Origin of the sequence: Alteromonas stellipolaris (assembly GCF_001562115.1) — a bacterium.
GTDB classification, from domain to species: Bacteria; Pseudomonadota; Gammaproteobacteria; order Enterobacterales; family Alteromonadaceae; genus Alteromonas; species Alteromonas stellipolaris.
Map to the genome: position 1 here is coordinate 2,228,879 of NZ_CP013926.1, position 25,737 is coordinate 2,254,615.

Here is a 25,737-nt window from a genome sequence, read left to right on the forward strand (position 1 = left end):
CGAAACGTCATATTTACACGATAAGATACACAAATTTGATTAAAAGACTTTTTACAGATTCCTATAAAGTTCTTGAAATGGTTCTGGAATAGTAAAGGTATGAGTATTTATCTTGTTAAGCGGCTGCCTAATTTGAGACATACTTGCAGTTTTTACAACTGTCGGCGTTTTATGGAAATATGTGTGATTGTTTTCGTAATTTAGACCAATTGAATTAAATACTCTGTGGAGCACTAATTCAGGTTCTGCCTTCAACGCTTCGAGTTCAACCAGCTCTATTTTGATAATCGTTTGTAGTTTCTCTATTGCTTTATTGTCCATTTGAATCGCTCGCTTAACTGAGGGAACGTCAAAAGACCAATGCAAATTGCTGCTAAAAAAGGTTTTGTAGATTGACCATGCATTCTCAAGCTCGTTTCGCCTAGTCGCGATAAATTTAGCGTTAGGAAAGACTCGCTGTATCATCAAAACAATATGACTGTTGTTTAAACTTTTATTGACGCATACGTTTTCTGTACACCCTAACTCTCTCGCAATCCGCTCGTACTCTTTTGCAATTGCTTTTAGTTCAACTTTTTGACAATTGAGTATGGTGTCTAAATCGTAAGCTGAATTTTTCTTTTTAAGTACTGTGTCACAGGCAATAGTAAATGCATCCGTTTCACCAACTGAGCTAACACCTTTATCTGAGCACAAAATATTGTTCAACAAGGTGGTACCAGAACGGGGTAGTCCCATTATAAATACTGGCGTGAAAGCATTCGATGTTAATGCATTCGATGTAAAGCTACTCTGCTCAGTATCGCTTTCAGTATCTTTTAATACCTTGGTAATTTTTGTGTAGTTCGCATCTATGTTGAAAGTCGTTGTGGGGGCATTTGAGTTTGTGATTTGCCTCATAGCATTTGCTGATTTCTCATAAAAAACGAACGCGCTTTTCTCATCACCATTTAACCAATTTACATTTCCCATAGCGTTTAGAAAGCAAGCTTTAGATACATTGTTAGGCAACTGATTAAATTTTACCGTTTGCGCACTAATAAAATTTTGAAAATCAGGTTGAGCGATCACATTTTGCAGAGTTGATAGCATGTGCCACGCTTCGCCCGCTAAAGGTGCCTTTTCAACCACCTTTTTAAGCAATGTTTCTGCTTCTTCAAGTTCGCCTTTTTGATAAGCAAATACACCTGTGATATGAAGTGCTGCAACTGATGTCGGAGCCTTGTTCGCCCACTGTTTTGCGCTCTGGTATGCATCATCATCTTTACCACAATCGGCTAGCATGCCAAGTTGCTTTGCTATTGTCGTATCTTCACACTTTGATTGATCTAGCATATGTAAACACTTAACAGCTAAATCATAGCATCCAACTGTCATCGCCAAACGCGCTACTCCTAACCAGTTTTCTTTGAGTTCTAACTCAGTATTCAAAAAACCGGTAATTAAAGAAACAACCAATGTTTGGTCCATTGCTCGCGTTGCGTGCACTAATTTCTGTAGTTCTAGTTTCATATGCCTAAATAAAAGCCCAGCATGAGCTGGGCTTTTTCATTACTCAATTATTAAAATGTAACTTCAACACTGAAACGCACGTAACGTGGCGTTTGGAAAGAAGTTGGTAGGCCATAACTAGGGTTAGATTCACCGCGAGCAATATAGCCAAATGGAGCAAATTGTTCTCCGTCCTCATATCCTGATAGTCGTTCATTAACTTCATTCAATTGTGTTGCTTCATCATTATTGAACACATTGAAGATATCAGCACGAAGAGCAATATCAGCTTCTTCAAGTTCTATCAAATATTTAGCGCTTAAATCAAGGTTCCAAACATTTGGTGTTCTACCTTGAGAGCCACGAGGAGCAATCTCACCTTCATAAACGAATGATTCTGCATCATATAGAGACGCAAATACATCAGTTGGGTGGTAACCAAATGAGCTTAGTGGGCGGCCCGATGTCCAACGGAAATTAGCGCCTAACGAGAAATTTTCTGTTAATTGATACGCACCATTTAATTTAAATGAGTGGCGACGATCATTAGGAAGATTACCAGAAGCTCCGTTCGTTAACCCTGGTTGGTCAAAGTTAGTCGTTAATCCAGAATCGTCCTGATCATTGTCTGAACGAACGAAACCTTCATTGTTGCCCCAACTATGGCTCCACGTATAGGTAAAGCTCATCATCCACACGTCATCCCATGCACGGTCGACAGTGAAATCAACAGAAGCATATTGGCGCTCCGCTTCAGGATAACCTAGCATATCTGCAGGAATAGTATATGTTCCAAAAGGAACTGGGCCGTCACCATCTGGATCAGTAGTGATTGTTACATCGTTGCCCGGGTTGGTTAGCACGTAGTAGTGGAAGCCAGAGTCACACATAGTACAAGAGGAACCAAACTCTTGCTCAATAAACTCGTTAAAGCCTGCATCAATTGCAATGTCTTCTAGTGAACTACCAAGGTCACGGTAAGTGGCTTTAACACCAAAGCTCCATGATTCATTAAGTACTTGCTCGTAACCAAGTATGAATTCATCTTGATACATTGGGTCTAAATCGGCATTAACCGTTTCTGTTGTGCTCTTGAGTGTGCCATCAGAGTATACCGTCATGCCACCAACCTCATCACCTAGTACTGGTGTGAAATCAGCGTTAATTGACTCTACTTCATAGTACTGTCGAGTATAAAGTTCATCACCCGCTAAACGGATGTTTGTATTTGTCGCAACTGGAAGGTAGTAACGACCATAGTTAGCAAAAATTTTGCTTTCGCCATCACCTTTAACGTCCCAACTAAGCCCTAGACGAGGAGCCCACTGGTCAGTAACGTCAACAAATTTATCACCTGCTTTGTTGTAGTTTTCAAAGCTCTCATTACGCAAGCCGATACGTGCTGTAATATTATCAGTTACGGTCCAAGTATCTTCGATATAGTACGCGAAGCTTTTCGTTTCAAAATCGCCTTGGTTTATGTAGTACTCTTGACGAACTAAGCAATCTTCGTTTCCTGCTTCATCAAGATTAGCACCACAGTTTTCATAGCGATAGGCTACACCACCGGCTCTTTGAGTATTTTCAGACGCTTCTAGATCTTCGTTATCCACACCAAATTTCAACACGTGGTCAGCATTGACATACCATTCAACATCAAAACGAATAGCTGTACGCTTATCTTCTTGAATAGAAGGTGTAGCTAAACCGTATGCGCCGTATTCGACATTTGTAAATCTGTCGAAAATAACAGGAGCATCACCAAGCGGATTACTTCCATCATTTAAATTACTGTAGCTTGTTTCGTTAATTGAGTATTGGGTGCTAATAGTAATATCATCGGTAATAATACCTGTGTACTGAATACCCCAAGTTTTACCACCTCGCTCTAAGGTATAATTACCTAAAGAGTTTCCTACTTCATCTGAATCAGGGCTGTATAAGAACTTTTCAGATTCAAGCTCTTCGGTATTGTCCCATGCTGTAATTTCTAGGATGTGCTCTGGCGTAATGTACCAGTCGAGCTTTGCACTTAGTAATGTATCGTTACCTTCGCGATCATAAATTACTGCAGTATCACCATAATCTCTTTGACGAAGTTTTTGGTTAATTAAACCGAAAAAGAAAAGCTTATCTTCAACAAGTGCGCCGCTAGCCCACAAGTTTACATTTGTTTCACTGCGCTCATCTTCTTTGAATACTTCATAATAAGCTGTTCCTGCTTCGTCAGCATCAGCCTGGGTTCTATAAAAGACGTCAGGGCTATGTGCTCTTAACGCAGCTGGCTCGTAGTAAGCGCTCGCGCCCCACTTAAATTCGTTGCTACCACTCTTCGTTCTTGCGTTAATAACACCGCCCGTAGAACGGCCATATTCAGCAGAGTAGCCACCTGTCTTCACTTCAAACGATTCATACATTTCAAATGGAAGTTCAGAACCACCAAGACCGTTTCTGAAGTTAGTTACGTTAATACCATTTACGTAATAAACGTTTTCACCTACAGATGAACCACCAAAGGAAGCATAGTTCCCGAAGTCGGAGTCACCAGATACCGTACCTGGCGCTAAAAGCGCGACAGAAGCGATATCACGTGGCACAGGAACTTTTGCAATGAAATCTTGGTCTACATAAAGCTGTGATTCGCTTGAAGTAACATCAATATTCGAAATTGACGTTCCGCTTACTGAAATTCGCTCAATATCCCCAGATTCTAATGCCACATCTAAGTTAGTTCTTCCTGATGGACGCACTGTAAATTGCTTTTCCTGAGCAACTGTAAACCCAGCTTTTTGAGCTGAAAGGCTGTATTGGCCTGGTGGTAACAATGGAAAAGTGAATCGTCCATCTGAATCTGTCACAACACTACGTGTTAGACCTGTTTCAAGGTTGATAATTGTGACTTCAACATCACCAAGTAATTGGTTAGTACTTGCAGAAACAGAGGTACCAACAATAGTACCTTTTGACTCTTGTGCGAATGAAGGTGCAGCAACACCTAAAGACGCTGCTACAGCTAATGCTGTGAGCGTTTTATTATTTATCATGTATTTCCCCGGCTTTATATTCGCCCTTCATCGGTAACCGTAAATTATTGATGAGAGCAGACTTTTAAATTTTATTAAACTAACCATTAAACTATTCTAAACGATTGTTTTTTATACGGATTTTAATAAATATCCGAAAGTATAATTGACATATTCAGAGGGGGTAAATCAAGTGTGAAGTGGATTTTTGTCGACGAGCGACAGTGCAGTGAAGTAGGGAAATTACACGTGAGCTATTGTGTTAATTGGCTTTGCAGGATATTTAAGAAGTTCCTCATTTGCGACGAATTACATTCGTCGCAAATGCAGAAATGTCGCATTTTTCGTCTATTGTAAATAAAACCCTAACCTGCGTTTTACCGATTCAGGCAATTCTGGAAGTGAACTTTTTGGTAAAAGGAACGTAGCCATGTTGAAAAAGTCTAAAAATATCCTGTTTGATTCAGTGGTTTTCTTCAAATAATGATGGCCAGATGACCCTCCAGTTCCTATTTTAGTACCCAGCATTCGTTGCACCATCATGGCATGGCGATAACGCCACAACGTTAATTGCTCATCTATTTCTGTTAGCGCAGTAATAAGTTGGAACGGCAGATTAAAAACAGGCTCTTCTGAATACTGCTTTATAAATAAAGCCGACAACAATGCTTCATGAGACAAGCGGAATTTCCCCTGATTAAGAAGATCTTCATACGTTTCATGGTTAAATAGCCCATCAAAGTTTTCTCTGGTCGATTGCCAGTCTTTAAGCTCCTGTCGACGCTCTACCTCAGACAGAAACGCATTTCTTTCTATGGTTTCTTTGTCATCGTTTAGCATTTCATCTGTTGCTTTTCGGTAGTAATCCCAAAAGTGGAAATCCTCGGTTTTAAGTAATGGCATACGTGCCAACCACTTATCCACTAACTCGAACAAGCTTGGCTTTTCTTCTAAGGCTTCCAGTAGACTGCGATCATCATCACTTAAACGGTTATAAAAGCTTTGTTTATCGAAATCGATACGATATTCCCTTTTAAGGCCCAACGAAATTTCAAGCTGCTTGAATTGAATACTTTGAAAGCCTGAAGCGGGAACCAAATAGTCTCTAAAGGAAAGAAACTGTTGAGGGGTCATGGTTTCCATGATGCCAATTTGGTCGTTCATCAGCTTTTGAATTTGAATAACGCGATGCAGCCTATGTACCACCGAAGTGAGTTGCTGATCTTTTACTGCAGCTTGGTTAAATGTATCGATAACCGCATTGAGTTCGTGCAAGAGTTGCTTAAACCATAGTTCATACACTTGGTGCACTACGATAAATAGCATTTCTTCATGGGCAGGTTCGCCGTACTTAGTACTTTGAAGCTTTTGTGCGCCAAGTATTTTATCTAATGCTAGGTAATCACCGTAATAGCAGGGTTCTATATTTTTTTTCATGCCGATTGTTCTTATCGTCGTTATGCACAGAAGGAAATTCTAACACCGCTAACTCGACATCGACAAAATACAGGCTATAAATTATCTAGGGGCGTTATTAAAAATATACACACCCATAAAAAATAACATCGCGTTAAAATTTAAATTAGGGCACAAATATGAAGCTTGATGATGACATTCATAATTATTACGAACATCTTGTACTGCAACGTGTAACAGAGCTTGGACTCGACAATACTAAGAGTCCTGATTATTTAGCTGACTTATGCTGCTTGGCACTTAACCAAGTCCCTCCACGCTACATTCGCTACGAAGTCGATATGGCTTTTTACCTTCCCCAAAGTGAACGAAACCAAATGGAAATGAATGTTACTTACGCTATCGATAATGCGATGAAGTATTTAAACGACACAGATAAAACATCGGTAAGCGAGAAAGCAGAGTAATGCCAAACACAGTTTTATAAGTTAAAAACACAGATGTGAAAGTAAAATATGGGGGAGTAAATTGGGTGGCGGGCTCCCAGCCACATCCCGGCACATGAGTCGTCTGCTGCGGCTGCTCCCTTCCAGGCCTGACCGAGTTCACAGAGTATCATTGCGGGAGGACCAAAAGCCCACCATAGAAAGCGAATAAAATACTAACAGGCGTCAGCAGTCTTAAGCGCGGGGCGCATTATGACTACTTGCCCGATAAGTTTCAACCCTTTAACGAAAATCTCTCTTCTGCAATGATGTTTGCCACACGATTTGTGGCTGATTTTTCAGCATCAGCACGGGTATAAATCTCTTTTAGCGTAGTGCCAATAGCTTCGATATGCTTGCGCATCGCCGCGTTAGAGCTTTGTTCCATACGCTGATGAAAGATATCGATAATACCGCCTGCGTTAATCACATAGTCAGGTGCATACAAAATGCCACGCTCAACTAACATATCGCCAATTTCTTCACGTGCGAGTTGATTGTTTGCCGCACCAGCAATGACCTTAGCTTTAATCATAGGTAATGTTTGGTCATTAATGGCCGCGCCTAACGCACAAGGTGCTAGCACATCAACGTCTAGACCTAGAATTTCTTCAGGCGCTACTGCTGTAGCACCAAGTTCCGCTACCGCCTTTTCTACACCTTCGGGGAAAATATCTGCCACATAAAGTTTTGCACCCGCTGCGTGAAGGTGTGACGCTAGTCGATAACCGACATGCCCCATACCTTGAATTGCTACGCTTACGCCCTCTAAGCTGCGATTCAACCCGTGCTCTACGCTGGCCTTTAAGCCAACAAACACACCATAAGCGGTAGATGGTGCTGGATTACCGTCTGGCTGCTCGTCAGCGTAGTGATATTGCGCATTTACCCCAGCAATGTAGTCAGACTGAGTCGCCATGGTTTGTAAATCGGTAACTGAAATGCCCGAGTCTTCTGCGGTAAAATATTTGCCGCCTAATGAATCGACAAATCTCCCCATAGCTTCCATCATTGCCGGCGTTTTTTGTTTGCGAGGATCGCCAATAATCACCGACTTACCACCACCTAATGCAATATTGGCCATGGCGGCTTTGTAAGTCATTCCCTTAGAAAGGCGGAGTACGTCGGTTAATGCTTCTGCACTACTTACATAGGGCCACATTCTACAACCACCCAATGCAGGGCCTAGGTTTGTATTGTGAATGGCAATAATGGCACTTAAGCCTGCTTCTTTATCGTGATAAAAAGCGACATGCTCGTGATTATCAAACTCTATGTGATCGAAAACCGACATACTTTCCCTATTAATAATGTGATGGATTTTGCCCAAGTTTAGCCCAACCATCAGAGGACACGCCTTGCTAAGTTATTGACCGACTCTCGTAAAGTGAAATACACAAAGTATGAATACTATTTTTCTAGGATATCTATCCTAGAATTTATTTTTCTATATAATAAACATCATAAAAACGACGGAAGCTGCGTTCAATGAAATTAGATAAATTCGATCGTGAGATTTTGCGAGTACTTCAACAAGATGCCACTGTCTCTATGGCTGAGTTAAGTCAGAAGGTGGGGCTTTCCCATACCCCATGTTGGAGACGGGTAAAACGGATGGAAGCCGATGGCATTATCATCGGTAAAGTTACCTTATTAAACAGTAAAAAGTTGAACCTTGGGGTGTCGGTTTTTATTTATGTCACCCTTAAAAATCATGATGGTGACTCCCTTACCGATTTTGAAAATGCAGTACAAAGCATTGATGAAATTGTAGAGTGCCACACCACCAGCGGTGAGAAAGACTATTTGCTTAAAGTGATTGTGGAAAGTATTGAAGAATATGAGTTTTTACTAAAAACGAAACTGACTCATCTTCCTTTGGTAGATCATGTCAGCTCCACCTTCGCGTTAAAACAAGTGAAGAACACCACAGAACTGCCAATCAAACGACAGTAGGTTTCATTGAAACCTACGCCCTGCTGATTATCAACTGCCCTTCTTTCTCGCTTTATTAAAGCACGCTATCAATTTGGTTCTCAGGCAGGGCTTTTTCAAAAGCCGGTAGTGCATTGCAGTTATCTGTTATTTTTTGAATAAGTGGATATCGTGTCATATCCACATCAAAGCGATGCGCGTTATACACTTGTGGAACCAAACACAAATCAGCCATGGTCACATCAAAGTCAAAGCAATACTTACCTGCTTGGGTTTGTAATCGCTTTTCAATAGCATCGAAACTCAGCGTTATCCAATGTGCTGCCCATCTATTCACACTATCTTGTTCGGCACTATATTCACTTTTAAGTTGATTGAGTACCCGTAAGTTACTTAAAGGTTGGGTGTCACAGGCAATATCTTGAGCCAGCGCCCTTACTCTTGCCCGCTCTGTCTTGTGTGATGGTATTAACTGATATGGAGAGGGAAAACGTTCATCTAAGTATTCGATAATGGCTAAAGATTGATTAAGAATAATATCTTCATCGTCGTCAACCAAAGTGGGCACTAGCTGAGCGGGGTTTAGCTGCTTATAGGGTGCACTGTGCTGCTGGCCACCTTCATTAACTAGGTGCACTGGCACATATTGGTACTCTACACCTTTTAAATTAAGTGCAATTCTTACTCTGTAAGACGCCGTTGAGCGCCAATAACCATATAAAGTTAAACTCATAACTAACCGCCGCCTAACGTGTGTGTTGTGATACTTATTATAATCATAGCGTAATTTGTAAAGGGCAAGTGCATGCCCCTACTCATTAGCTTAGCTTTCATGGGTTCAGCTTAAGGGCTTAACCTGCTGGTCAATGGCACCGAAAATACTTTGTCCGTTACTATCAAACATTTCTATTCTAATTCGATCGCCAAATTGCATAAAAGGTGTAGAAGGCTTACCGTCTCTGATGGTTTCAATCATGCGCACTTCAGCAATACACGAGTAGCCAAGACCACCTTCAGCGATGGCTGAGCCATGGTCGGTACCTTGTTTATTCGATACGGTACCGGAACCAATAATGGTGCCAGCGCCTAAATTACGGCTCTTAGCAGCATGTGACACCAGCTTTGCAAAGCTAAATGTCATGTCTTCGCCTGCTTGTGGTTTACCAAACAACTCACCGTTGTAGGTGGAACGAAGGGGTAAATGCACTTTTTCTTGGTCCCACGCATCACCGAGTTCATCAGGCGTTACCGCCACCGGCGAAAAGCTAGAGGCCGGTTTCGACTGGAAGAACCCAAACCCTTTCGCCAACTCGCCTGGAATTAATCCTCTTAGCGATACATCATTTACAAGCATCACTAATCTAATTCGCTCTGCCGCTTGTGCATCAGTACAAGCCATAGGAACATCGTCGGTGACAACCGCGACCTCACCTTCAAAATCAATACCCCACTCATCGCTAGGCAAAATAATGTCGTCTCGGGGGCCTATAAAGTCGTCAGATCCCCCTTGATACATGAGTGGGTCATTCCAGAAACTTTCAGGAATTTCAGCACCTCGCGCTTTTCTTACTAGCTCAACGTGGTTCACATACGCACTGCCATCAGCCCACTGGTAAGCTCGCGGCAAAGGCGATTCGCAGCGGGTTGCATCAAACTCGATACTCTCTACTACACCCTTGTTGAGCTGTTCGTAGCGCATCTGCAACTGCGGAGCAGTAACCTGCCAGCTATCCAGTGCTTGTTGCATAGTGTGAGCAATATCTTCTACTGAACAGGTACGCGTTAAATCTTTAGATACCAACATTAAACGGCCGTCTCGGCTATCGTTCTTATAAGTAGCTAGTTTCATAAATTGGATCCTTACTGTGATCAGCGCTTTTGCGTATGTAACATTTATTATTCTTTATGCATCACCCGCATCAAGATGAAAAGTCGGGAGCACACGACAATAATTTTCACTGTAAGCTTGGTTGTACAAAAAAAGGCGGCACTTCCTATTGAAGTACCGCCCTCATTGGTTAAGCAAGGCAACGTAAATTTAACGAAACAGTGAAACCTACATTTTTATTGATGCTTTATTTATACCGTACTCACGTAATTTATTCGCAATCGCGGTATGACTTAATCCCAGCTTTCTCGCTAATTGACGCGTACTGGGGTAGAAAGGATAAAGCCGCTTCAGTAAGTCTTTTTCAAATTTTTTCACTTCATCGTCTAACGTACCTTCGAAGTTTTCATCGATAAAGGTCACACTAGGGGCACAACTCGGAAGCTGAATATCTTCCTTGGTTATTTCCTTGCCATCTAGCAAAGACAAAGCTCTGAACAGTGCATTTTGAAGCTGACGGACATTGCCAGGCCATGGGTATTGCTGCAAGAAATCAACGCAGGACTTACTCAATTTAGCCGGTCTACGGCCAAGCTTTGTACTATGCTGGGCAATAAAGGATTCTGCTAGAGGAACAATATCGTGACGGCGTTCTTTTAACGATGGCATTACCAAGCTCAATACATTTAAGCGGTAGTATAATTCTTTACGAAAACGCCCTTCTTCTACTAGTTGCCCTAGGTCGCGACAAGTAGTGCAAATAAATCGAACATCTACCGTAACAGGTTCCGCATCGCCTACTCGTCTAAACTCACCATCTTCCAATACCCGTAGCAGTTTAGCTTGTAGCTGAGAACTCATGTCTGCAATTTCATCAAGTAGCAGCGTGCCGCCTCTCGCTTGTTCTAGCAGCCCTTCTTTAGCATTAGGTTGATTGAAAGCACCTTGTGCGTACCCAAATAATTCGGTTTCCGCCACGCTGTCAGGTAGTGATGCACAATTTAGCGCTAAAAAAGCCCCCTCACTGCGGCGACTAGATTGATGACAAGCGCGGGCAATCATTTCTTTACCCGTGCCTGTTTCACCGAAAATAAGAACCGGAGCATCAAGATCAGCAATACGTTTTGCTTCACTCACTACGCGTTTCATGGCCTGAGATTCCACTACGAATCTATCAAAACTGTCAGTGGGCGATTGATGAAACACACTAAACTGTTGGCCTAAGCGCATTTCAGATTTTAAAATGACCACCGCGCCGGCCATAATAATGTTGTTGTCACCGTCAGGTACTGTGATGGGTAACATGTCAGCTACATAATCTTGTTGGATAAACTTTACTTTAGAAGACTGAGCTCGAGGCAGCTTGCCATCCATCCAGCGAGTGAAGTTAAAGCCTTTAACTACTTCCCCTATTTCTACGCCTTCAACGTCGTGGGCACTTTGTTCTAACCCAGAGGTTACTGCTTCGTTGCACAATAAGATTTGTCCACGTGCATCAATGGAAAACACCGGATCAGGAAGCGTGCGCAGTATGGCAGAAAGCTGGGTTTTCTCTCTTTCACTTGGCATAAAATGCGTAGTTTTTACGTCAGAAATGCCGTCGATGCGACGAATTTTCGGCATTAAATGCTGGAAGTCTGCAAATTCAATATTGGGAAAATTAAGAAAAATCTTACCTGTCTCATCAATCTCAATACCTCTTAGATCGATTTCATGGGTAACGAGGATATCCAACACATCTTGAGTAATCCCCAATCTGTCCTGACAACTGATTTCTAATCGCATGGGTGTGACTTCACATCTCTTGTAAACTTATATGTACACAATATCACACTTTTACAAAAAGATAACAAGTTAATTTTGCCAAATTATCACCTTGAAAGACTGGTTTTTAAAGCGGTTCCACGCAGCGCAAGGTGTGAATACGTTTCCCCCGACCATGCAGCGCTGTAACAAAATGTTAACTTAAGCCTGCTTTTTGGCGTCGAATAAGGCCGGATATAGCCCGAGCCCTTTCGCTTTATTCACTAGGCTCATGATATCCATATCAGCCAACTCGAACAGATAATCGAAGTCTGGAAGTACATAATACAAGGGCTGCATGATATCAATTCTGTATGGAGTTCGTAGCGCATCTGTCGCTGTAAGCGGTTTTCTAATTGCCTCGTGGCTGTCTAATGCATAAAGCGTTTCACCCGGGGAAGACAATATACCACCGCCATAAATTTCCAGCTTTTCTGGATTCGCTTGACTTCGAACTAGCCCAAACTCAACCGTGAACCAATAAAGTCGTGCTAGATAGATTCGGTCTTCTTTGCTCGCCGCTAAACCGAGTTTTCCGTAGGTATGAGTGAAGTGCGCAAAGGCTGGGTTCGTAAGCAAAGGACAATGACCGAAAACCTCATGAAAAATATCCGGCTCTTGAAGATAATCAAATTCATCTTTCGAGCGAATGAAGGTTGCAACAGGGAATTGCTTGTTGGCTAGTAATCTAAAAAATTCACCAAAGTTGATGAGTGCGGGAACCTCGGCGGTTTTCCAGCCGGTTTGCGCTAACAATACTTTATCGATATCTGGTAGCTGAGGAATGCGATCATCAGGCAGTGCCAGTAACGACAACCCATCCATATATTGTGCGCAGGCCCGGGTTTTCAATAACGGAAGTTGCCTCGCGTATAACGCTGCCCAAATTTGATTTTCTTCTTCTGACCAGTTTATCACGCCTTTACTGTCCGAGGCTTTTGATTGGTAAACGCTAGATTTTGCCATAACTACTTTCGACATATTCAGTGACTGACTTCTGCCAAATAGTCTAATGAAAAGCGCGCTAACAGGAAGTGTTCACCCGTTCTTGCAGAATAGGCATGCCGTAACAAATAATTTACAAAAACACATAACACAATGCTTTACATACAAAAAACCGCTCTTAAAAAAGAGCGGCTTGCTTTTATCGGGGTGTCGCTAGCAAATGTGTTTTGACGATACTTACCTACAATCTACTGATTTCTCGGTTAAGTTCAAATTCCCTTGAGGTCACATACGTTTCCATCTTACGTAGTCGTATTTCCGATTTTTGAAAGCGATTACGAATATCGTGAAATGCCTGTTTAGGTGGCTCACCAGCCTGCCAAACTTTTGTTTTCACTTCCACTTTGTGACTCTCTTTATTGGCTGCCACGTTTGCATTTTTCCAACCCTTACCGCGGCTTTGATGCACAGTGGTTTGCTCTTCTGAAACATCACCTAAAGGCTTTTTATCTAAGATAAACCAGCCAGCGATGTAAGCAACAAACATGAATGGACCTGCAAGTAAGAAGAAGCCTGTCACCGCTAGAATTCGCACTAACCATGTCTCTAAACCAAAGTAGTGCGCTATTCCTGAACATACACCCGCTATTCTTGCGTTGTCTGTATCACGGTATAACTGCTTGCCGTTTCTCATGCGCGATTCCTCCACTCTGGGGCTTCGCTGTCTAAAATAGCCTCTAAGGTTTGAATTCTGTCACTCATTTTTTCAGCTTGTTCCGCTAGTGATTGTAGTGAAGCTTGTTCTTCAACACTCAAACCTTGATTAACTTGTTTTTTGCTTCGGTAATGTAAAATCAACCAAATCGGCGCCACAAAAATCATAAAGATGACTAAGGGCATTACCAACATTGCAATGATACCTTCATCCATTGTAAATACCTCCAATAAACCCCGATGAGCCTGCCTAGCCCCCTAACACTAAATACCTAGTGTAATACGCTCAGTGCTATGCGCTTAGAAGCAAGGCAGACTACCTATAATTATTATTCTGATGTTGAAGATGAACTAGTGTTACCTTTCACTCTCGCTTTAAGCGCAGCTAGCTCTTCGTCTATTTTATCGCCCGTTTCTAATTCTGCAAATTCATCATTTAAGGTTTTCTTACCTAGGTCGTAAGCATCTACCTGCGACTCTAAATCATCAATCTTACGCTCGTATTGTTCAAAGCGCCCCATGGCTGAATCTACTTTTGTACTATCTAACGTGCGTTTCACTTCTAAACGTGAACTCGCTGTTTTCTGACGCATAATAATCGTTTTCTGGCGACTCTTCGCATCAGCTAGCTTGTCTTGAAGCTGACCAATTTCATCTTGAAGCTTGCTAATTTGCTGTTCAACAACCGTTAGCTCGTTAGTCAATGTTTCAGCAGCTTCTGCTGATTTCTTTCTTTCTTGCAATGCTGCGCGGGCTAAATCATCGCGGTCTTTGCTTAACGCAAGTTCCGCTTTCGCCTGCCAATCGTTAGCGTCTGCTTCATATTTATTAATTTGGCTTACAATTTCCTTTTTGTTCGCCAACGTTTTAGCCGATGCCGAGCGCACCTCTACTAATGTGTCTTCCATTTCTTGAATAATCAACCGGACCATTTTCTCCGGATCTTCCGCTTTATCTAAAAGCGCATTAATATTCGAATTCACAATGTCAGTGAAACGCGAGAAGATACCCATAATAATTACCTCATAGTCGAAAACTGGTTGTACCAAGTTAAACTTGTAATAAGACTATTCAATATGCTTGCCAGTTTTTTAAAATACCCTAACTTGATAATTTTAAAAGATATTCGTTTAGTTTAAATAATGCTCGAACAACAAGTTTTTTTACTCTACACTATTAATTGGTCGAAATGACTAATATTTGAGGGATTTAATGAGTAGGTATCGTCAGCAGGATAATTTGCTAGGCCAAGCGAATAGTTTTTTAGAAGTGCTAGAACAAATTTCACAAATAGCACCACTGGATAAACCCGTATTGGTTATTGGTGAGCGCGGAACCGGTAAAGAGCTTATAGCAGCACGTTTACATTTTCTGTCTAAGCGCTGGGATCAAAATTACGTTAAGCTCAATTGTGCCGCACTAAACGAAAGCTTATTGGAAAGTGAGCTATTTGGCTACGAAGCTGGTGCATTTACAGGCGCAGCAAAACGCCGAGAAGGACGTTTTGAGATTGCCCACAATGGCACCTTGTTTCTTGATGAGCTGGCGAACACGTCTGGTTTAATCCAGGAAAAGTTATTACGGGTAGTGGAATACGGCGAATTTGAACGTGTGGGCGGTAACAAAACGGTTAAAACCGATGTACGCTTAGTAGCCGCTACAAATGAAGATTTACCTGCCCTGGCTGACGCGGGGGAGTTCCGTGCTGACTTACTCGACAGGCTCGCTTTCGATGTTATTACCATCCCTCCTTTAAGAGAGCGACGTGATGATATCATGATGCTTGCTGAGAACTTTGCCATTAGCATGGCAAGAGAAATGGAAATGGAGCTTTTTAGCGGTTTTACTGAAAAAGCAAAACGCACCTTGCTTGATTACGATTGGCCAGGGAATATTCGAGAGCTTAAAAACGTGGTTGAACGTGCGGTTTATAGAACGAACAATCCACATTTGCCGGTACACGACATTGTTCTCGACCCCTTTGAATCTTTATTCAGACCCACCTCTCGTATTAAAACAAACGACAGAACCTCAAGTACGTCTGAAGCAAAGTCGACTTTGCCATCTAATACACTGCCATCTAATACAGTAGGTGCCAATGTAGAGGGTATAGCTAAAATTAACGCCAACAATAATGAACCTGCTGCGAATTCATCCCCTGCGGTGTTACCCTCGTTAAAACCCGATACGGTAGAATACCCAATTGATTTAAAAGACCGCTCTCAGCAATACGAAATTGACATGATTAAGCAAGCGTTATCCGACAGCCAATTCAATCAGAAAAAGACTGCTGAGAAACTTAGTCTCACTTATCATCAACTTCGAGGTTATCTAAAAAAATACAACCTGTTAGACTCTTCACCTGAATCGATGGAGTGCTAACTGAATGCCTGTGAAACCGCTTTTTTATGCTGCCTTTACTGTTGTTATGGTAATACTGGTAGCGGCCTGTTCAAAACAAGATGAACATGCATTTTATAATAGCGGTTTAGTGTATTGCTCTGAAAGCAACCCAGTTACCTTTAATCCTCAATTAGATACATCTAGCACTACAACCGATGCGTCATCGCATCAATTGTATGACAGATTGTTAGATTTCGATCCTGATTCTGGCCGTATTATACCTAGCGTGGCCAGTAGCTGGTTAGTATCTGATGACGGCTTAACCTACACTTTTCAACTCAGAAAAGACGTAGAGTTTCATACCACCAGCTATTTCACGCCCAGCAGAAATTTTAATGCCGATGATGTCATTTTTAGTATTGATAGATGGCGACTTACCTCGCACCCTTACCATTACGTGTCTGGCGGGCGTTACCCGTATTTTGAAAGTTTGGGGCTGGCACAAAATATTGCTTCAGTTGAGCGATTAAACGGATACCGAGTAGAGATAAATTTAAAACGTCGAGACAGTTCTTTTTTAGCTAATTTAGCTACTGACTTTTCGGTGATGTTGTCGCAAGAGTACGGTGAAGCATTGTTAGAACAAGGCTTGCCCAATCGAATTGACCAATACCCTATTGGTACAGGCCCATTTAAATTCGAAAACTACCGTAAAGATCACTACATTCGTTACCAACGTCACCAAACGTATTGGGGTGAGCAAGATAATGCTGAACGCTTAATTTATGACATCACACCAAAGAGTTCATTGCGGCTGGCTAAGTTAATGACCGGTGAGTGTGACGCTACAGCTTTTCCTGCCCAAACAGAATTGGAAATTATCCGTTCCCGTGACGACTTATTACTGGCTGAAAAGCCAGGGTTGAATGTAGGTTTTTGGGCATTTAATACCCAGCGCCCTCCCTTTGACAATCCGGATGTTAGGCGCGCATTAGCCGCGGCTATCGATAAAAACACCTTGTTAGAAGCGGTATATTTCGACAGTGCTACCCGCGCTAAAACATTACTACCCGCCGCTAGTTGGGCCTTTCAAAACGATGCAGATGATACAGCTTACAATCCTGTGTTAGCGAGAAAGCTACTTGAAAATGCAGGCGTGGAGCCTGGGTTCACCATGACCATATGGGCTATGCCCATTGAACGCGCTTATAATCCTAATGCAGCTAAGATGGCAGAGCTTATTCAACGATATTTACGTGAGGTGGGTGTTACCGCCACTATTGTTAGTTACGACTGGGCAACGTTTAGACGTCACTTGCAAGAAGGCCTACACGACTCTGTATTAATAGGCTGGTCTGCCGATAATGGCGACCCTGATAACTTTTATCGACCATTACTTAGTTGTGGCGCCATTCCCTCTGGTACTAATCGCGCTATGTGGTGTGACAGCGATTATGACGAACTTTTAGATAAAGCCTTGCAGACAGAAGACCTTGAGGCCAGGCGCTTAATCTATCAGCAAGTCAATAGACTGCTTTACGAACGATTGCCGTTGGTGCCTATTGCCCACGCTTATCGTTATCAAGCCTATAGAAATGAGCTTGAGGGCATGACCATTAACCCCTTTGGCGGCGTTAGATTTGGCGGAGTAGGTAAATCACTGTGATTCAAATATTATCTCGATACGGTGTGTTATTTATTTTAACCCTTTTAGTATTGACCGCCATGTCATTCTCGCTGGTGTATCTGTTTCCCGGTGATGTATTAGAAAACCTTACCGGCATTGTGCCGCAGAATGAGATTCAGCGTGAGGCGCTTATGCGCCAATTTCGCCTAGACCAACCCTATATAGTACAGTTTTTTTACTATTTATCGTCGTTACTACAAGGAGATTGGGGTTACAGCCTAGCGTCAGGATTGCCCCTTCGAGAAGAAATTGGCATCGCTATGCCCGCTACTATCGAGCTAAGCACTTATGCAATGCTGATGGCGCTTTTCATAGGCATCCCGTTGGGATATTACGCTGGGCTGAAAAGTTACTCTACTACCGACCACACCATTAATGCTTTAAGCATAACCACCTACTCATTCCCTGTTTTTTGGTTAGCACTCATTTTAATCCTGTTTTTTAGCTTACACCTTGATATCGCGCCTTTGTCGGGTCGGATTAGTTTATTGTTCGATATTGAACCGGTTACCGGCTTTGTGCTTATTGATATTATGCTGGCAGAGGGTATTGACCATGGACTGGCCTACCGTGATGCCATTTCACATCTTGCATTGCCTACACTGGCAATTGGGGCAATTACAACCGCTTCAATGGTGCGTATTACCCGCCGTTCGGTTATTGATGTTATTCACCGCCCATATATTGTGGCCGCGCGCTCTAGAGGTGTGTCTGAATGGCAGATTTTCTTTAGGCATGTATTACGTAATGCGTTGCTGCCTATTTTGCCCTTAATGGCAATCCAAATTACCACGCTCATCACCAATGCCATGATAGTAGAAACCTTATTTTCATGGCCAGGGATTGGTAGCTGGTTAATTCAAGCAATTTATCAACGAGACTTCCCTGCGCTTCGAGTAGGAATGTTGGCGGTATCAACGCTCGTTATTACGTTAACTATTATGGTCGATTTGTTTAACCGCATTATCGATCCTAGCCGAGAAAAGTACGAACGTGCCACAGTTTAGTTTATACGAAGAGGAGTTTCATCCGTCTCCCTGGCAACGCACTTGGGCAGCTTTCCGTGGCAGTCACATTGCAATTGTTGGTCTTATTTTGCTTGGCTTCTTTATCATTTTTTCGCTGTTCGCACCGGTGGTGTCGCCCTACAACCCTGCAGAACAGAATATAGACGCGTTACTTATTCCCCCAAGTTGGGAAAGTAGTGGCTCAATAACCCATTTATTTGGCACCGACCCTCTCGGACGAGATGTTTTCTCTCGTATTATTTACGGCTGCCGCACTACATTAGGTTCGGGATTTCTTATGGTGGTGCTAGCCATGTTGATTGGCGTAAGCATTGGTACATTTGCAGGCATGTTGCGGGGCGTGCGTTCAAGTATAGTGAATCACTTGCTAGATGCCTTAATGGCTATTCCAACCCTGCTAATCGCTATTATTATCGTGGCTATTCTCGGAACTGGGTTGGTGAATAGCATGTGGGCGATTACTCTAGCGCTCATTCCACAATTTGTTCACCGTACACGCACCTTTGTGCGAGCTGAAATGAAAAAAGAATATATTATGGCGTCGAAATTAGATGGCGCAAATAGATGGCAACTGTTCGTGCATTCTATTCTTCCTAACATGACAGAAATGCTTGTGGTACAAGGCACTGTGGCACTGTCGATTGCGGTGATTGATGTGTCTGCATTAGGCTTTTTAAATTTAGGTGCACAATCACCACTCGCCGAGCTTGGGGCTATTTTGGGCGATGGTCTTGATGTGGCCTACCTTGCACCTTGGAATGTAGCATTGCCTGGCATTGCCATTTTCTTATTGGTGTTGTCGATAAATATTGTGGGGGACGGTCTACGTTCTGCACTCAGAAAAAGAGTGAGCCACTAATATGCCTATGCTAGATATTAAAAATTTGACCCTAGAAATGGTAGATGGCGACACCACTATTAAGGCGTTAGACAAGGTTAACTTAACCGTTAATACAGGTGAAATTCGAGCCCTTGTGGGTGAATCTGGCTCGGGAAAAAGTTTAATCGTGTCTGCCATTTGTGGTGCCCTGCCCTCGCAGTGGAGAATGACCGCAGATCGCATGAGCTGGAAAGGCGAAAACCTATTAGGTATGTCTAAATACCAGCGCAGAGAAGTGATGCGCCGAGATATTGCCGTGGTATTCCAAAACCCACAAACCAGCTTAGACCCCTCTGCCACATTAGGTGAACAGCTTGAAGAAAGTATTCCCGATGAATTTGTAGAAGGTTACTGGTTTTGGCAACGTGCACAGCACAGAAAACGCATAGCCATAAGCACAGTACACAAGGTAGGAATAAAGCAACACAGACATTATTTAAATGCCTACCCACACCAAATTCCCAGTGATATTGGGCAAAAGTTCATGATAGCCATGGCGTTGGTATCTCAGCCGAAACTATTAATAGCAGATGATCCCACCCGTGGAATGGAGCCAACCACTAAAACGCAAATTCTTAAGTTATTTACGCGTTTAAACCAAACCCGTTCGTTAAGCATATTGTTTGTGAGTCATGATTTGCTAGCAATCGCCAGTATGTCTCATTCCATGACGGTGCTTTACGCAGGGCAAACGGTAGAGTCGGGTAAAATGAAGCATATTAAGAAACGCCCGCTTCACCCTTATACCAAGGCATTGTTGGACAGCGCACCGAGCTTCAGAAAAGATTTACCGCCAAAATCACAATTACCGACACTAGGTGGCTCTATTCCTACGTTGCAGCATTTGCCTATTGGATGCCGGTTAGGCCCACGCTGCCCTCGCGCGCAGCGTGCCTGTGTTTCCAGACCTGCAGTAAGGCACATTCACGACCATACCTATAACTGCCACTACCCGCTGCATATGGAGAAGTTATGACAGATATTATGCAGGTAGATGGCTTAACGTTTAGGCATAACGACAAGAAACGTTGGCTAAAAAAACCCGAAATATTTGAACTGGGGCCTATCGACCTGACTGTGCAGCGTGGTGAAACCATTGCGATTATTGGTGAAAACCGCGCAGGTAAGTCATTGTTAGCCAAATTACTGGTAGGCGCTATTCCTGCTGATGAAGGGGTTATTGAGCTTAATAGTCACAAATATTTAGCGAAATACAATCAACACAACAATCAGCAAAAGCGCACCCATGATATCCGCATGATATTGCAACACAGTAGTGAGTCGATGAACCCTTCTGTGCCCGTGGGAAAAGTACTCGACGAACCCCTTCGTTTAAACACAGATTTAACGGAAGCGGAACGTAAATCTCTTATTGAAGAAATGCTGACAAAAGTGGGTTTGTTACGCGAGCATTATTATTTCTATCGTCATATGCTATCTGATGGCCAACAGCAGCGTGTATCTCTTGCACGCGCCATAATATTGAAACCGAAAGTCCTTATTGCTGACGAACCGTTTGCGGCACTAGACCCATCTATACGCTCTCAAACGGTAAACCTTATTTTGAAGCTACAACAGGAAATGGGGTTGGCGTTTATTTTCATTAGCCATAACTTGGGAATAGTTCGACATATCGCCGATCGGGTTATTGTGATGGAAAATGGCAATATTGTGGAAGAAGGGAAAACCGAAACGATTTTTCGTTGGCCTGAGCATGCCATTACTAAAAAACTCATAGTGGCTTATCAGTCGTTAATTACGAGCAATACTATCAGCTAGTTAACGTTAATCTCAAGATGCTTGGAAATTGATTTAAAGCAACCTTAAAACGATTCTGACCCTATTATTATAACGCTTTTCACATGCGCTTTATGCAAAAACAAAAAATGCGGCCTAGTGAAGAGGCCGCATTTTTTGTTTTTAAATAAACGGGTTTATTAAACCTCGCCCTGTCGCCAATTTAAATAAATTGGCTAACGCATTAGCCTACTAGCGCCAGCAAGATACCTGCCGCAACTGCTGAACCAAGCACACCTGCCACATTGGGCCCCATTGCATGCATCAATAAGAAGTTATGAGGGTTTGCCTCAAGTCCAACCTTATTCACAACCCTTGCGGCCATTGGAACAGCCGATACACCAGCGGCACCAATCAGTGGGTTTATCTTTCCACCACTCATACGGCTCATTAGCTTAGCCATTAACACGCCAGTTGCAGTACCAATAGCGAACGCTACTGCACCTAACCCAAGAATGCCCAAGGTTTCAACGGTTAAGAATTTGTCTGCAGATAGCTTTGAACCTACCGCTAGCCCTAAGAAAATAGTAACTATGTTAATCAGCTCGTTTTGTGCCGTTTTGCTAAGCCTATCTACAACACCACACTCTTTCAGTAAGTTACCAAAGCAAAACATACCCACTAGAGGCGTTGCTGAAGGCAAAAACAAGATAGTTAGGAATAGTGTAGCCAGTGGGAAGATAATCTTCTCACGTTGCGATACAGGGCGTAATTGCGCCATTTCTATGGTGCGTTCTTCTTTGCTAGTTAACGCTTTCATAATTGGAGGCTGAATAATAGGTACCAGCGCCATGTATGAATAAGCAGCAACCGCAATAGCACCTAATAAATCGGGCGCTAATCGAGAAGCTAAAAAGATAGCCGTTGGACCATCAGCACCGCCAATTATAGCAATCGCGCTGGCATCTTTGAGAGTGAACTCAAAACCAGGGATCATGTTGAGCGCAATAGCACCGAACAAGGTCGCAAAAATACCGAATTGCGCAGCCGCCCCTAAAAGTAACATTCTAGGGTTTGCAATTAACGCACTGAAGTCCGTCATTGCGCCCACGCCCATAAAGATAAGCAGCGGGAAAACCCCAGTGTCTATACCGATAGCGTAAATGTAATGGAGCAATCCTCCCGCCTCTGAAAACCCGGCTAATGGAATATTGGTCAATAAGGCACCAAACCCAATAGGGATTAACAACAGCGGTTCAAACTTTTTCACAATCGCTAAGAACAGCAACAGGAAACCTACTGCCATCATGATTAACTGGCCTGACTCAAAATGCGCCAGTGCAGTGCTGTCCCACAGCACCATCAACTTATCCATGAATTACCCCAGCGCAATAAGTGGTTGAGCACTGGCTACGGCATCGCCTTCACCTACAAGTACTTCACTAACGGTACCGGAAACAGCTGAGCGAATTTCAGTTTCCATTTTCATGGCTTCTAAAATAATAACCACATCACCTTCATTCACAACATCGCCAGCACGAACTAGTATTTTGAACACATTACCGGCTAACGGTGCGTTAATGCTTTGCGCACTTTCACTACTGGATGAGGATGCCGGCTGAGCCGCTGGTGCGGCTGTAGATGGCTGACTTGGGGTTATGCTAGATAATTCACCGGATGCTGCTACTTCAACATGGTATACCTTACCTTCGACTTTTACATCGTAAGCCGCCGGAGTGCCAGCAGCTGACACAGGCGCAGGCGTACTTGTTGCCACATCAGCTTCAGTGCCGGGTGCAGGTTCAAATGCATCAGGGTTTCCACGATTTTCTAAAAACTTCAGTCCAATTTGGGGGAACAAGGCATAGGTAAGTACATCATCAATCTTAGTATCTGACAGTGTAATGCTTTTCTCTGATGCTAACTTAGTCAGCTCTGTTTCAAGGCTGTCTAGTTCAGGCGCGATATTATCTGCCGGACGACAGGTAATGGGCTGGCCACCATCAAGCACTCGCTCTTGTAATTCTTTATTCACTGGCGCGGCCGTAGCGCCATACTCGCCTTTAAGGACACCAGCCGTTTCTTTGGTAATGCTCTTATAACGTTCACCGGTAAGTACGTTTAATACAGACTGCGTACCTACAATTTGCGAGGTTGGCGTAACCAAAGGAATAAAGCCTAAGTCTTCACGTACGCGAGGAATTTCTTTTAGCACTTCTTCAAACTTATCTTCAGCGCCTTGCTCTTTCAACTGGCTTTCCATGTTGGTTAACATGCCACCAGGTACTTGAGCGAGCAAGATACGGGCATCAACCCCTTTCAAGCTACCTTCAAATTTACTGTATTTTTTGCGCACGCCACGGAAGTAGCTGGCGATTTCTTCAAGATCCGGCAATGACATGCCCGTATCTCGTTCTGTGCCCTCTACAATAGAAACCATGGTTTCTGTCGCGGTATGACCATAGGTCATGCTCATAGAAGATATTGCGGTATCAAGCATATCGATACCCGCATCAATGGCTTTTTGATAGGTAGCAGTACTTAACCCCGTGGTTGCATGGCATTGCATAGCAATAGGCACACTGACGGTTTCTTTAAGCCCTTTAATAAGTGCTTCACAGTCGTAAGGCTTAAGCAGCCCCGCCATGTCTTTCACACAAATAGAATGAACGCCCATATCTTCGAGTTGCTTGGCCATATCGAGCCACAGTTGAAGATTGTGGACAGGACTTACCGTGTACGAAATTGTACCCTGGGCATGAGCGCCACTGTCAACAGTCGCTTTAATCGCTGTTTTTAGATTACGCATGTCGTTCATGGCGTCAAAGATACGAAATACATCAACCCCATTTTCATGGGCACGCTCTACAAATCGTGTCACTACATCATCAGCGTAATGGCGATAGCCTAATAAGTTTTGACCTCGCAACAACATCTGTTGCTTCGTATTTGGCATTGCCGCTTTAAGCTGGCGAATGCGATCCCAAGGATCTTCCCCTAAATAGCGAATACAGGAATCAAATGTCGCCCCGCCCCAAGATTCAACAGACCAAAAACCTGCTTTATCAAGTTTTTCGGCAATAGGCAGCATATCTTCTATACGCATACGCGTAGCAAGTAGCGATTGATGGGCATCACGCAAGACTAGCTCGGTTAAGGCCAGTGGCTTAGACATGGTAACTCCTGAATGATTTGTTTAATTAATTTTTATTGGCTTGACGATGAGTATGAACAGCAGCGGTGATAGCAGCAACAACGTTACCATCGACACCAGCTTGAACCGCTTTTCTACGAGGTGCAGCATACTGCGGTGCGGCTTCGCCCGGAAATGCTTCACAAAATTTTGCAATTAGGTGAATTCCAACGATTAACAATGCTAGGAATGAAAAAACAAATACCATTCCTATTAGCATCAGTGAGCCGGCTTCAAGCAGCAAACTGCTAACTGATTCTGTTTCCATGGTGAACTCTTCAAAAATTTCGTTGTGAATAAGTATCATGCGAGGGTATAAAACACAACAAAAAAGCAAGTAAAATGCATATGCAATCACACTTTATGCTACTAGAATGCAATAAAGTAACTATTTATGCTAAGTGAATGGATATATTTTCACAAATATATACTTAATGAACTCCTGTGGTTTTTGTGAAATCCATATCAAGTTGTTTAGCGAAATTTTTAGCGTGCATGGCAACGAGTTCTAACTGGAAGTCGTTTTCATCTTGAGGAGTATAAGAAGGTACATTAACCGGACGCCCTTCTTTATCAATCGCCATGAAGGAGATGAAGCAACGATTCGCGACAGTCATCTTACTTTCTGTTGCCTCACCGGAACTAACAGAAACATAGATATGCATACTAGAGGTACCTGTGTGCACTATAGAGGCGGTTAACTTTACCAATTGCCCCACTCTGATTGGTTTAATAAACCGAATGCCGTTGGCCGATACAGTAACGCAATATTCCTTCGACCACTGCGCCGCACAGGCATAGGCCGCTTGATCTATCCACTTCATCACCACACCACCATGAACATTACCACCAAAGTTCACATCGGTAGGCTCAGCGAGAAATTGAAATGTTATTGTTGCAAGTGACATTAGTACTACACCTTCGTAGGGAAACTGCTGTTTATAGAGGTTAGTTCATAATTCGAACAGAGGTTAGCGTAAGGCAACGATAGGAGACTAAAGTGTATAGTGGGCTAGAAGTGAATTGTGTAGAACTACAAAAGAATAGAAATTTAATAGGCGGAAATAAAAAAACCCACCAGATGGTGGGTTTTCTTATATGGCGCGTGTGGAAGGATTCGAACCTCCGACCGCCTGGTTCGTAGCCAGGTACTCTATCCAGCTGAGCTACACACGCGTAAACTTTTTTACTTTAAGGTATTATCCTCAAAGGTGACGCATTTAAAAGAA

At 42.9% G+C, this 25,737-nt stretch carries 23 protein-coding genes, 1 tRNA gene and 1 other RNA gene; 8 read left to right on the top strand and 17 right to left on the bottom strand.

Going from position 1 to position 25,737, the window contains the following annotated elements:
* Positions 1–51: 51 nt before the first annotated feature.
* From AVL57_RS09425 to AVL57_RS09435, 3 genes are all read right to left on the bottom strand, one after another.
* Complete coding sequence (locus tag AVL57_RS09425; RefSeq protein WP_158443232.1) at positions 52–1,470, bottom strand: tetratricopeptide repeat-containing sulfotransferase family protein; 1,419 nt, start codon at positions 1,468–1,470, stop codon at positions 52–54.
* A gap of 92 nt (positions 1,471–1,562) precedes the next feature.
* Complete coding sequence (locus AVL57_RS09430) at positions 1,563–4,535, bottom strand: TonB-dependent receptor (protein ID WP_057793217.1); 2,973 nt, start codon at positions 4,533–4,535, stop codon at positions 1,563–1,565.
* Between the two features lie 327 nt (positions 4,536–4,862).
* Entirely contained in the window at positions 4,863–5,951 is a 1,089-nt protein-coding gene (locus AVL57_RS09435) for a tryptophan 2,3-dioxygenase family protein (RefSeq protein ID WP_057793219.1), read from the bottom strand.
* 158 nt (positions 5,952–6,109) lie between these two features.
* Here AVL57_RS09435 and AVL57_RS09440 point away from each other — a divergent pair, with 158 nt between their 5' ends.
* A complete protein-coding gene (locus AVL57_RS09440; protein ID WP_057793221.1) occupies positions 6,110–6,397 on the top strand; it encodes a late competence development ComFB family protein in 288 nt (95 codons plus the stop codon).
* Between the two features lie 71 nt (positions 6,398–6,468).
* On the opposite strand, the gene ffs is transcribed toward AVL57_RS09440, so the two are convergent.
* Positions 6,469–6,565, bottom strand: an RNA gene (gene ffs / locus AVL57_RS09445) — signal recognition particle sRNA small type.
* Between the two features lie 85 nt (positions 6,566–6,650).
* Positions 6,651–7,709, bottom strand: a complete 1,059-nt coding sequence (locus AVL57_RS09450) for a Glu/Leu/Phe/Val dehydrogenase dimerization domain-containing protein (protein ID WP_057796294.1) — start codon at positions 7,707–7,709, stop codon at positions 6,651–6,653.
* 194 nt (positions 7,710–7,903) lie between these two features.
* Here AVL57_RS09450 and AVL57_RS09455 point away from each other — a divergent pair, with 194 nt between their 5' ends.
* Complete coding sequence (locus AVL57_RS09455; RefSeq protein WP_013785046.1) at positions 7,904–8,371, top strand: Lrp/AsnC family transcriptional regulator; 468 nt, start codon at positions 7,904–7,906, stop codon at positions 8,369–8,371.
* A gap of 55 nt (positions 8,372–8,426) precedes the next feature.
* On the opposite strand, the gene maiA is transcribed toward AVL57_RS09455, so the two are convergent.
* The 7 genes from maiA to pspA all read right to left on the bottom strand — a co-directional run bounded on the left by maiA (position 8,427) and on the right by pspA (position 14,653).
* Positions 8,427–9,083, bottom strand: a complete 657-nt coding sequence (maiA, locus tag AVL57_RS09460; RefSeq protein WP_057793223.1) for a maleylacetoacetate isomerase — start codon at positions 9,081–9,083, stop codon at positions 8,427–8,429.
* A gap of 105 nt (positions 9,084–9,188) precedes the next feature.
* Positions 9,189–10,199 carry a fumarylacetoacetate hydrolase family protein gene (locus AVL57_RS09465; RefSeq protein ID WP_057793225.1) on the bottom strand — a complete coding sequence of 337 codons (1,011 nt, stop codon included), beginning with the start codon at positions 10,197–10,199 and terminating at the stop codon, positions 9,189–9,191.
* A 207-nt stretch (positions 10,200–10,406) separates the two neighbouring features.
* Positions 10,407–11,963, bottom strand: a complete 1,557-nt coding sequence (gene tyrR / locus AVL57_RS09470) for a transcriptional regulator TyrR (RefSeq protein WP_057793227.1) — start codon at positions 11,961–11,963, stop codon at positions 10,407–10,409.
* 180 nt (positions 11,964–12,143) lie between these two features.
* A complete protein-coding gene (phhA, locus tag AVL57_RS09475; protein ID WP_057796296.1) occupies positions 12,144–12,947 on the bottom strand; it encodes a phenylalanine 4-monooxygenase in 804 nt (267 codons plus the stop codon).
* A gap of 220 nt (positions 12,948–13,167) precedes the next feature.
* Positions 13,168–13,620, bottom strand: a complete 453-nt coding sequence (gene pspC / locus AVL57_RS09480) for an envelope stress response membrane protein PspC (RefSeq protein WP_057793229.1) — start codon at positions 13,618–13,620, stop codon at positions 13,168–13,170.
* Positions 13,617–13,856 carry an envelope stress response membrane protein PspB gene (gene pspB, locus AVL57_RS09485; protein ID WP_013785052.1) on the bottom strand — a complete coding sequence of 80 codons (240 nt, stop codon included), beginning with the start codon at positions 13,854–13,856 and terminating at the stop codon, positions 13,617–13,619. Before pspB ends, pspC begins: the two co-directional genes overlap by 4 nt.
* Positions 13,857–13,969: 113 nt before the next feature.
* Complete coding sequence (gene pspA, locus AVL57_RS09490) at positions 13,970–14,653, bottom strand: phage shock protein PspA (protein ID WP_057793231.1); 684 nt, start codon at positions 14,651–14,653, stop codon at positions 13,970–13,972.
* Between the two features lie 199 nt (positions 14,654–14,852).
* Between pspA and pspF the strand changes: the two genes are divergently transcribed.
* From pspF to AVL57_RS09520, 6 genes are read left to right on the top strand one after another with little or no spacing between them, the layout of a single operon-like run.
* Complete coding sequence (gene pspF, locus AVL57_RS09495; RefSeq protein WP_057793232.1) at positions 14,853–16,022, top strand: phage shock protein operon transcriptional activator; 1,170 nt, start codon at positions 14,853–14,855, stop codon at positions 16,020–16,022.
* 4 nt (positions 16,023–16,026) lie between these two features.
* The gene (locus AVL57_RS09500) at positions 16,027–17,649 is read left to right on the top strand and encodes an ABC transporter substrate-binding protein (RefSeq protein ID WP_057793234.1); all 1,623 of its coding nucleotides are present in this window, start codon (positions 16,027–16,029) and stop codon (positions 17,647–17,649) included.
* Positions 17,646–18,677 (top strand): ABC transporter permease, encoded by a 1,032-nt coding sequence (locus AVL57_RS09505; protein ID WP_057793236.1) that lies wholly within the window; start codon positions 17,646–17,648, stop codon positions 18,675–18,677. Before AVL57_RS09500 ends, AVL57_RS09505 begins: the two co-directional genes overlap by 4 nt.
* Positions 18,664–19,557 carry an ABC transporter permease subunit gene (locus AVL57_RS09510; protein WP_013785057.1) on the top strand — a complete coding sequence of 298 codons (894 nt, stop codon included), beginning with the start codon at positions 18,664–18,666 and terminating at the stop codon, positions 19,555–19,557. Before AVL57_RS09505 ends, AVL57_RS09510 begins: the two co-directional genes overlap by 14 nt.
* Before the next feature lies 1 nt (position 19,558).
* On the top strand, positions 19,559–20,554 hold the full coding sequence (locus AVL57_RS09515) for a peptide ABC transporter ATP-binding protein (protein ID WP_057793238.1): 996 nt from the start codon (positions 19,559–19,561) through the stop codon (positions 20,552–20,554).
* The gene (locus tag AVL57_RS09520) at positions 20,551–21,357 is read left to right on the top strand and encodes an ATP-binding cassette domain-containing protein (protein ID WP_057793240.1); all 807 of its coding nucleotides are present in this window, start codon (positions 20,551–20,553) and stop codon (positions 21,355–21,357) included. The genes AVL57_RS09515 and AVL57_RS09520 overlap by 4 nt, the downstream gene beginning before the upstream one ends.
* 202 nt (positions 21,358–21,559) lie before the next feature.
* On the opposite strand, the gene AVL57_RS09525 is transcribed toward AVL57_RS09520, so the two are convergent.
* From AVL57_RS09525 to AVL57_RS09545, 5 genes are all read right to left on the bottom strand, one after another.
* Entirely contained in the window at positions 21,560–22,690 is a 1,131-nt protein-coding gene (locus AVL57_RS09525) for a sodium ion-translocating decarboxylase subunit beta (protein ID WP_057793242.1), read from the bottom strand.
* Positions 22,691–22,693: 3 nt separating this feature from the next.
* On the bottom strand, positions 22,694–24,490 hold the full coding sequence (gene oadA / locus AVL57_RS09530) for a sodium-extruding oxaloacetate decarboxylase subunit alpha (protein ID WP_057793244.1): 1,797 nt from the start codon (positions 24,488–24,490) through the stop codon (positions 22,694–22,696).
* A gap of 25 nt (positions 24,491–24,515) precedes the next feature.
* A complete protein-coding gene (locus AVL57_RS09535; RefSeq protein WP_041452987.1) occupies positions 24,516–24,776 on the bottom strand; it encodes an OadG family protein in 261 nt (86 codons plus the stop codon).
* A gap of 163 nt (positions 24,777–24,939) precedes the next feature.
* Positions 24,940–25,416: an acyl-CoA thioesterase gene (locus AVL57_RS09540; RefSeq protein WP_057793246.1), complete on the bottom strand. Its 477-nt coding sequence runs from the start codon at positions 25,414–25,416 to the stop codon at positions 24,940–24,942.
* 191 nt (positions 25,417–25,607) lie between these two features.
* A tRNA-Arg gene (locus AVL57_RS09545) sits at positions 25,608–25,684 on the bottom strand.
* Positions 25,685–25,737: the final 53 nt, after the last annotated feature.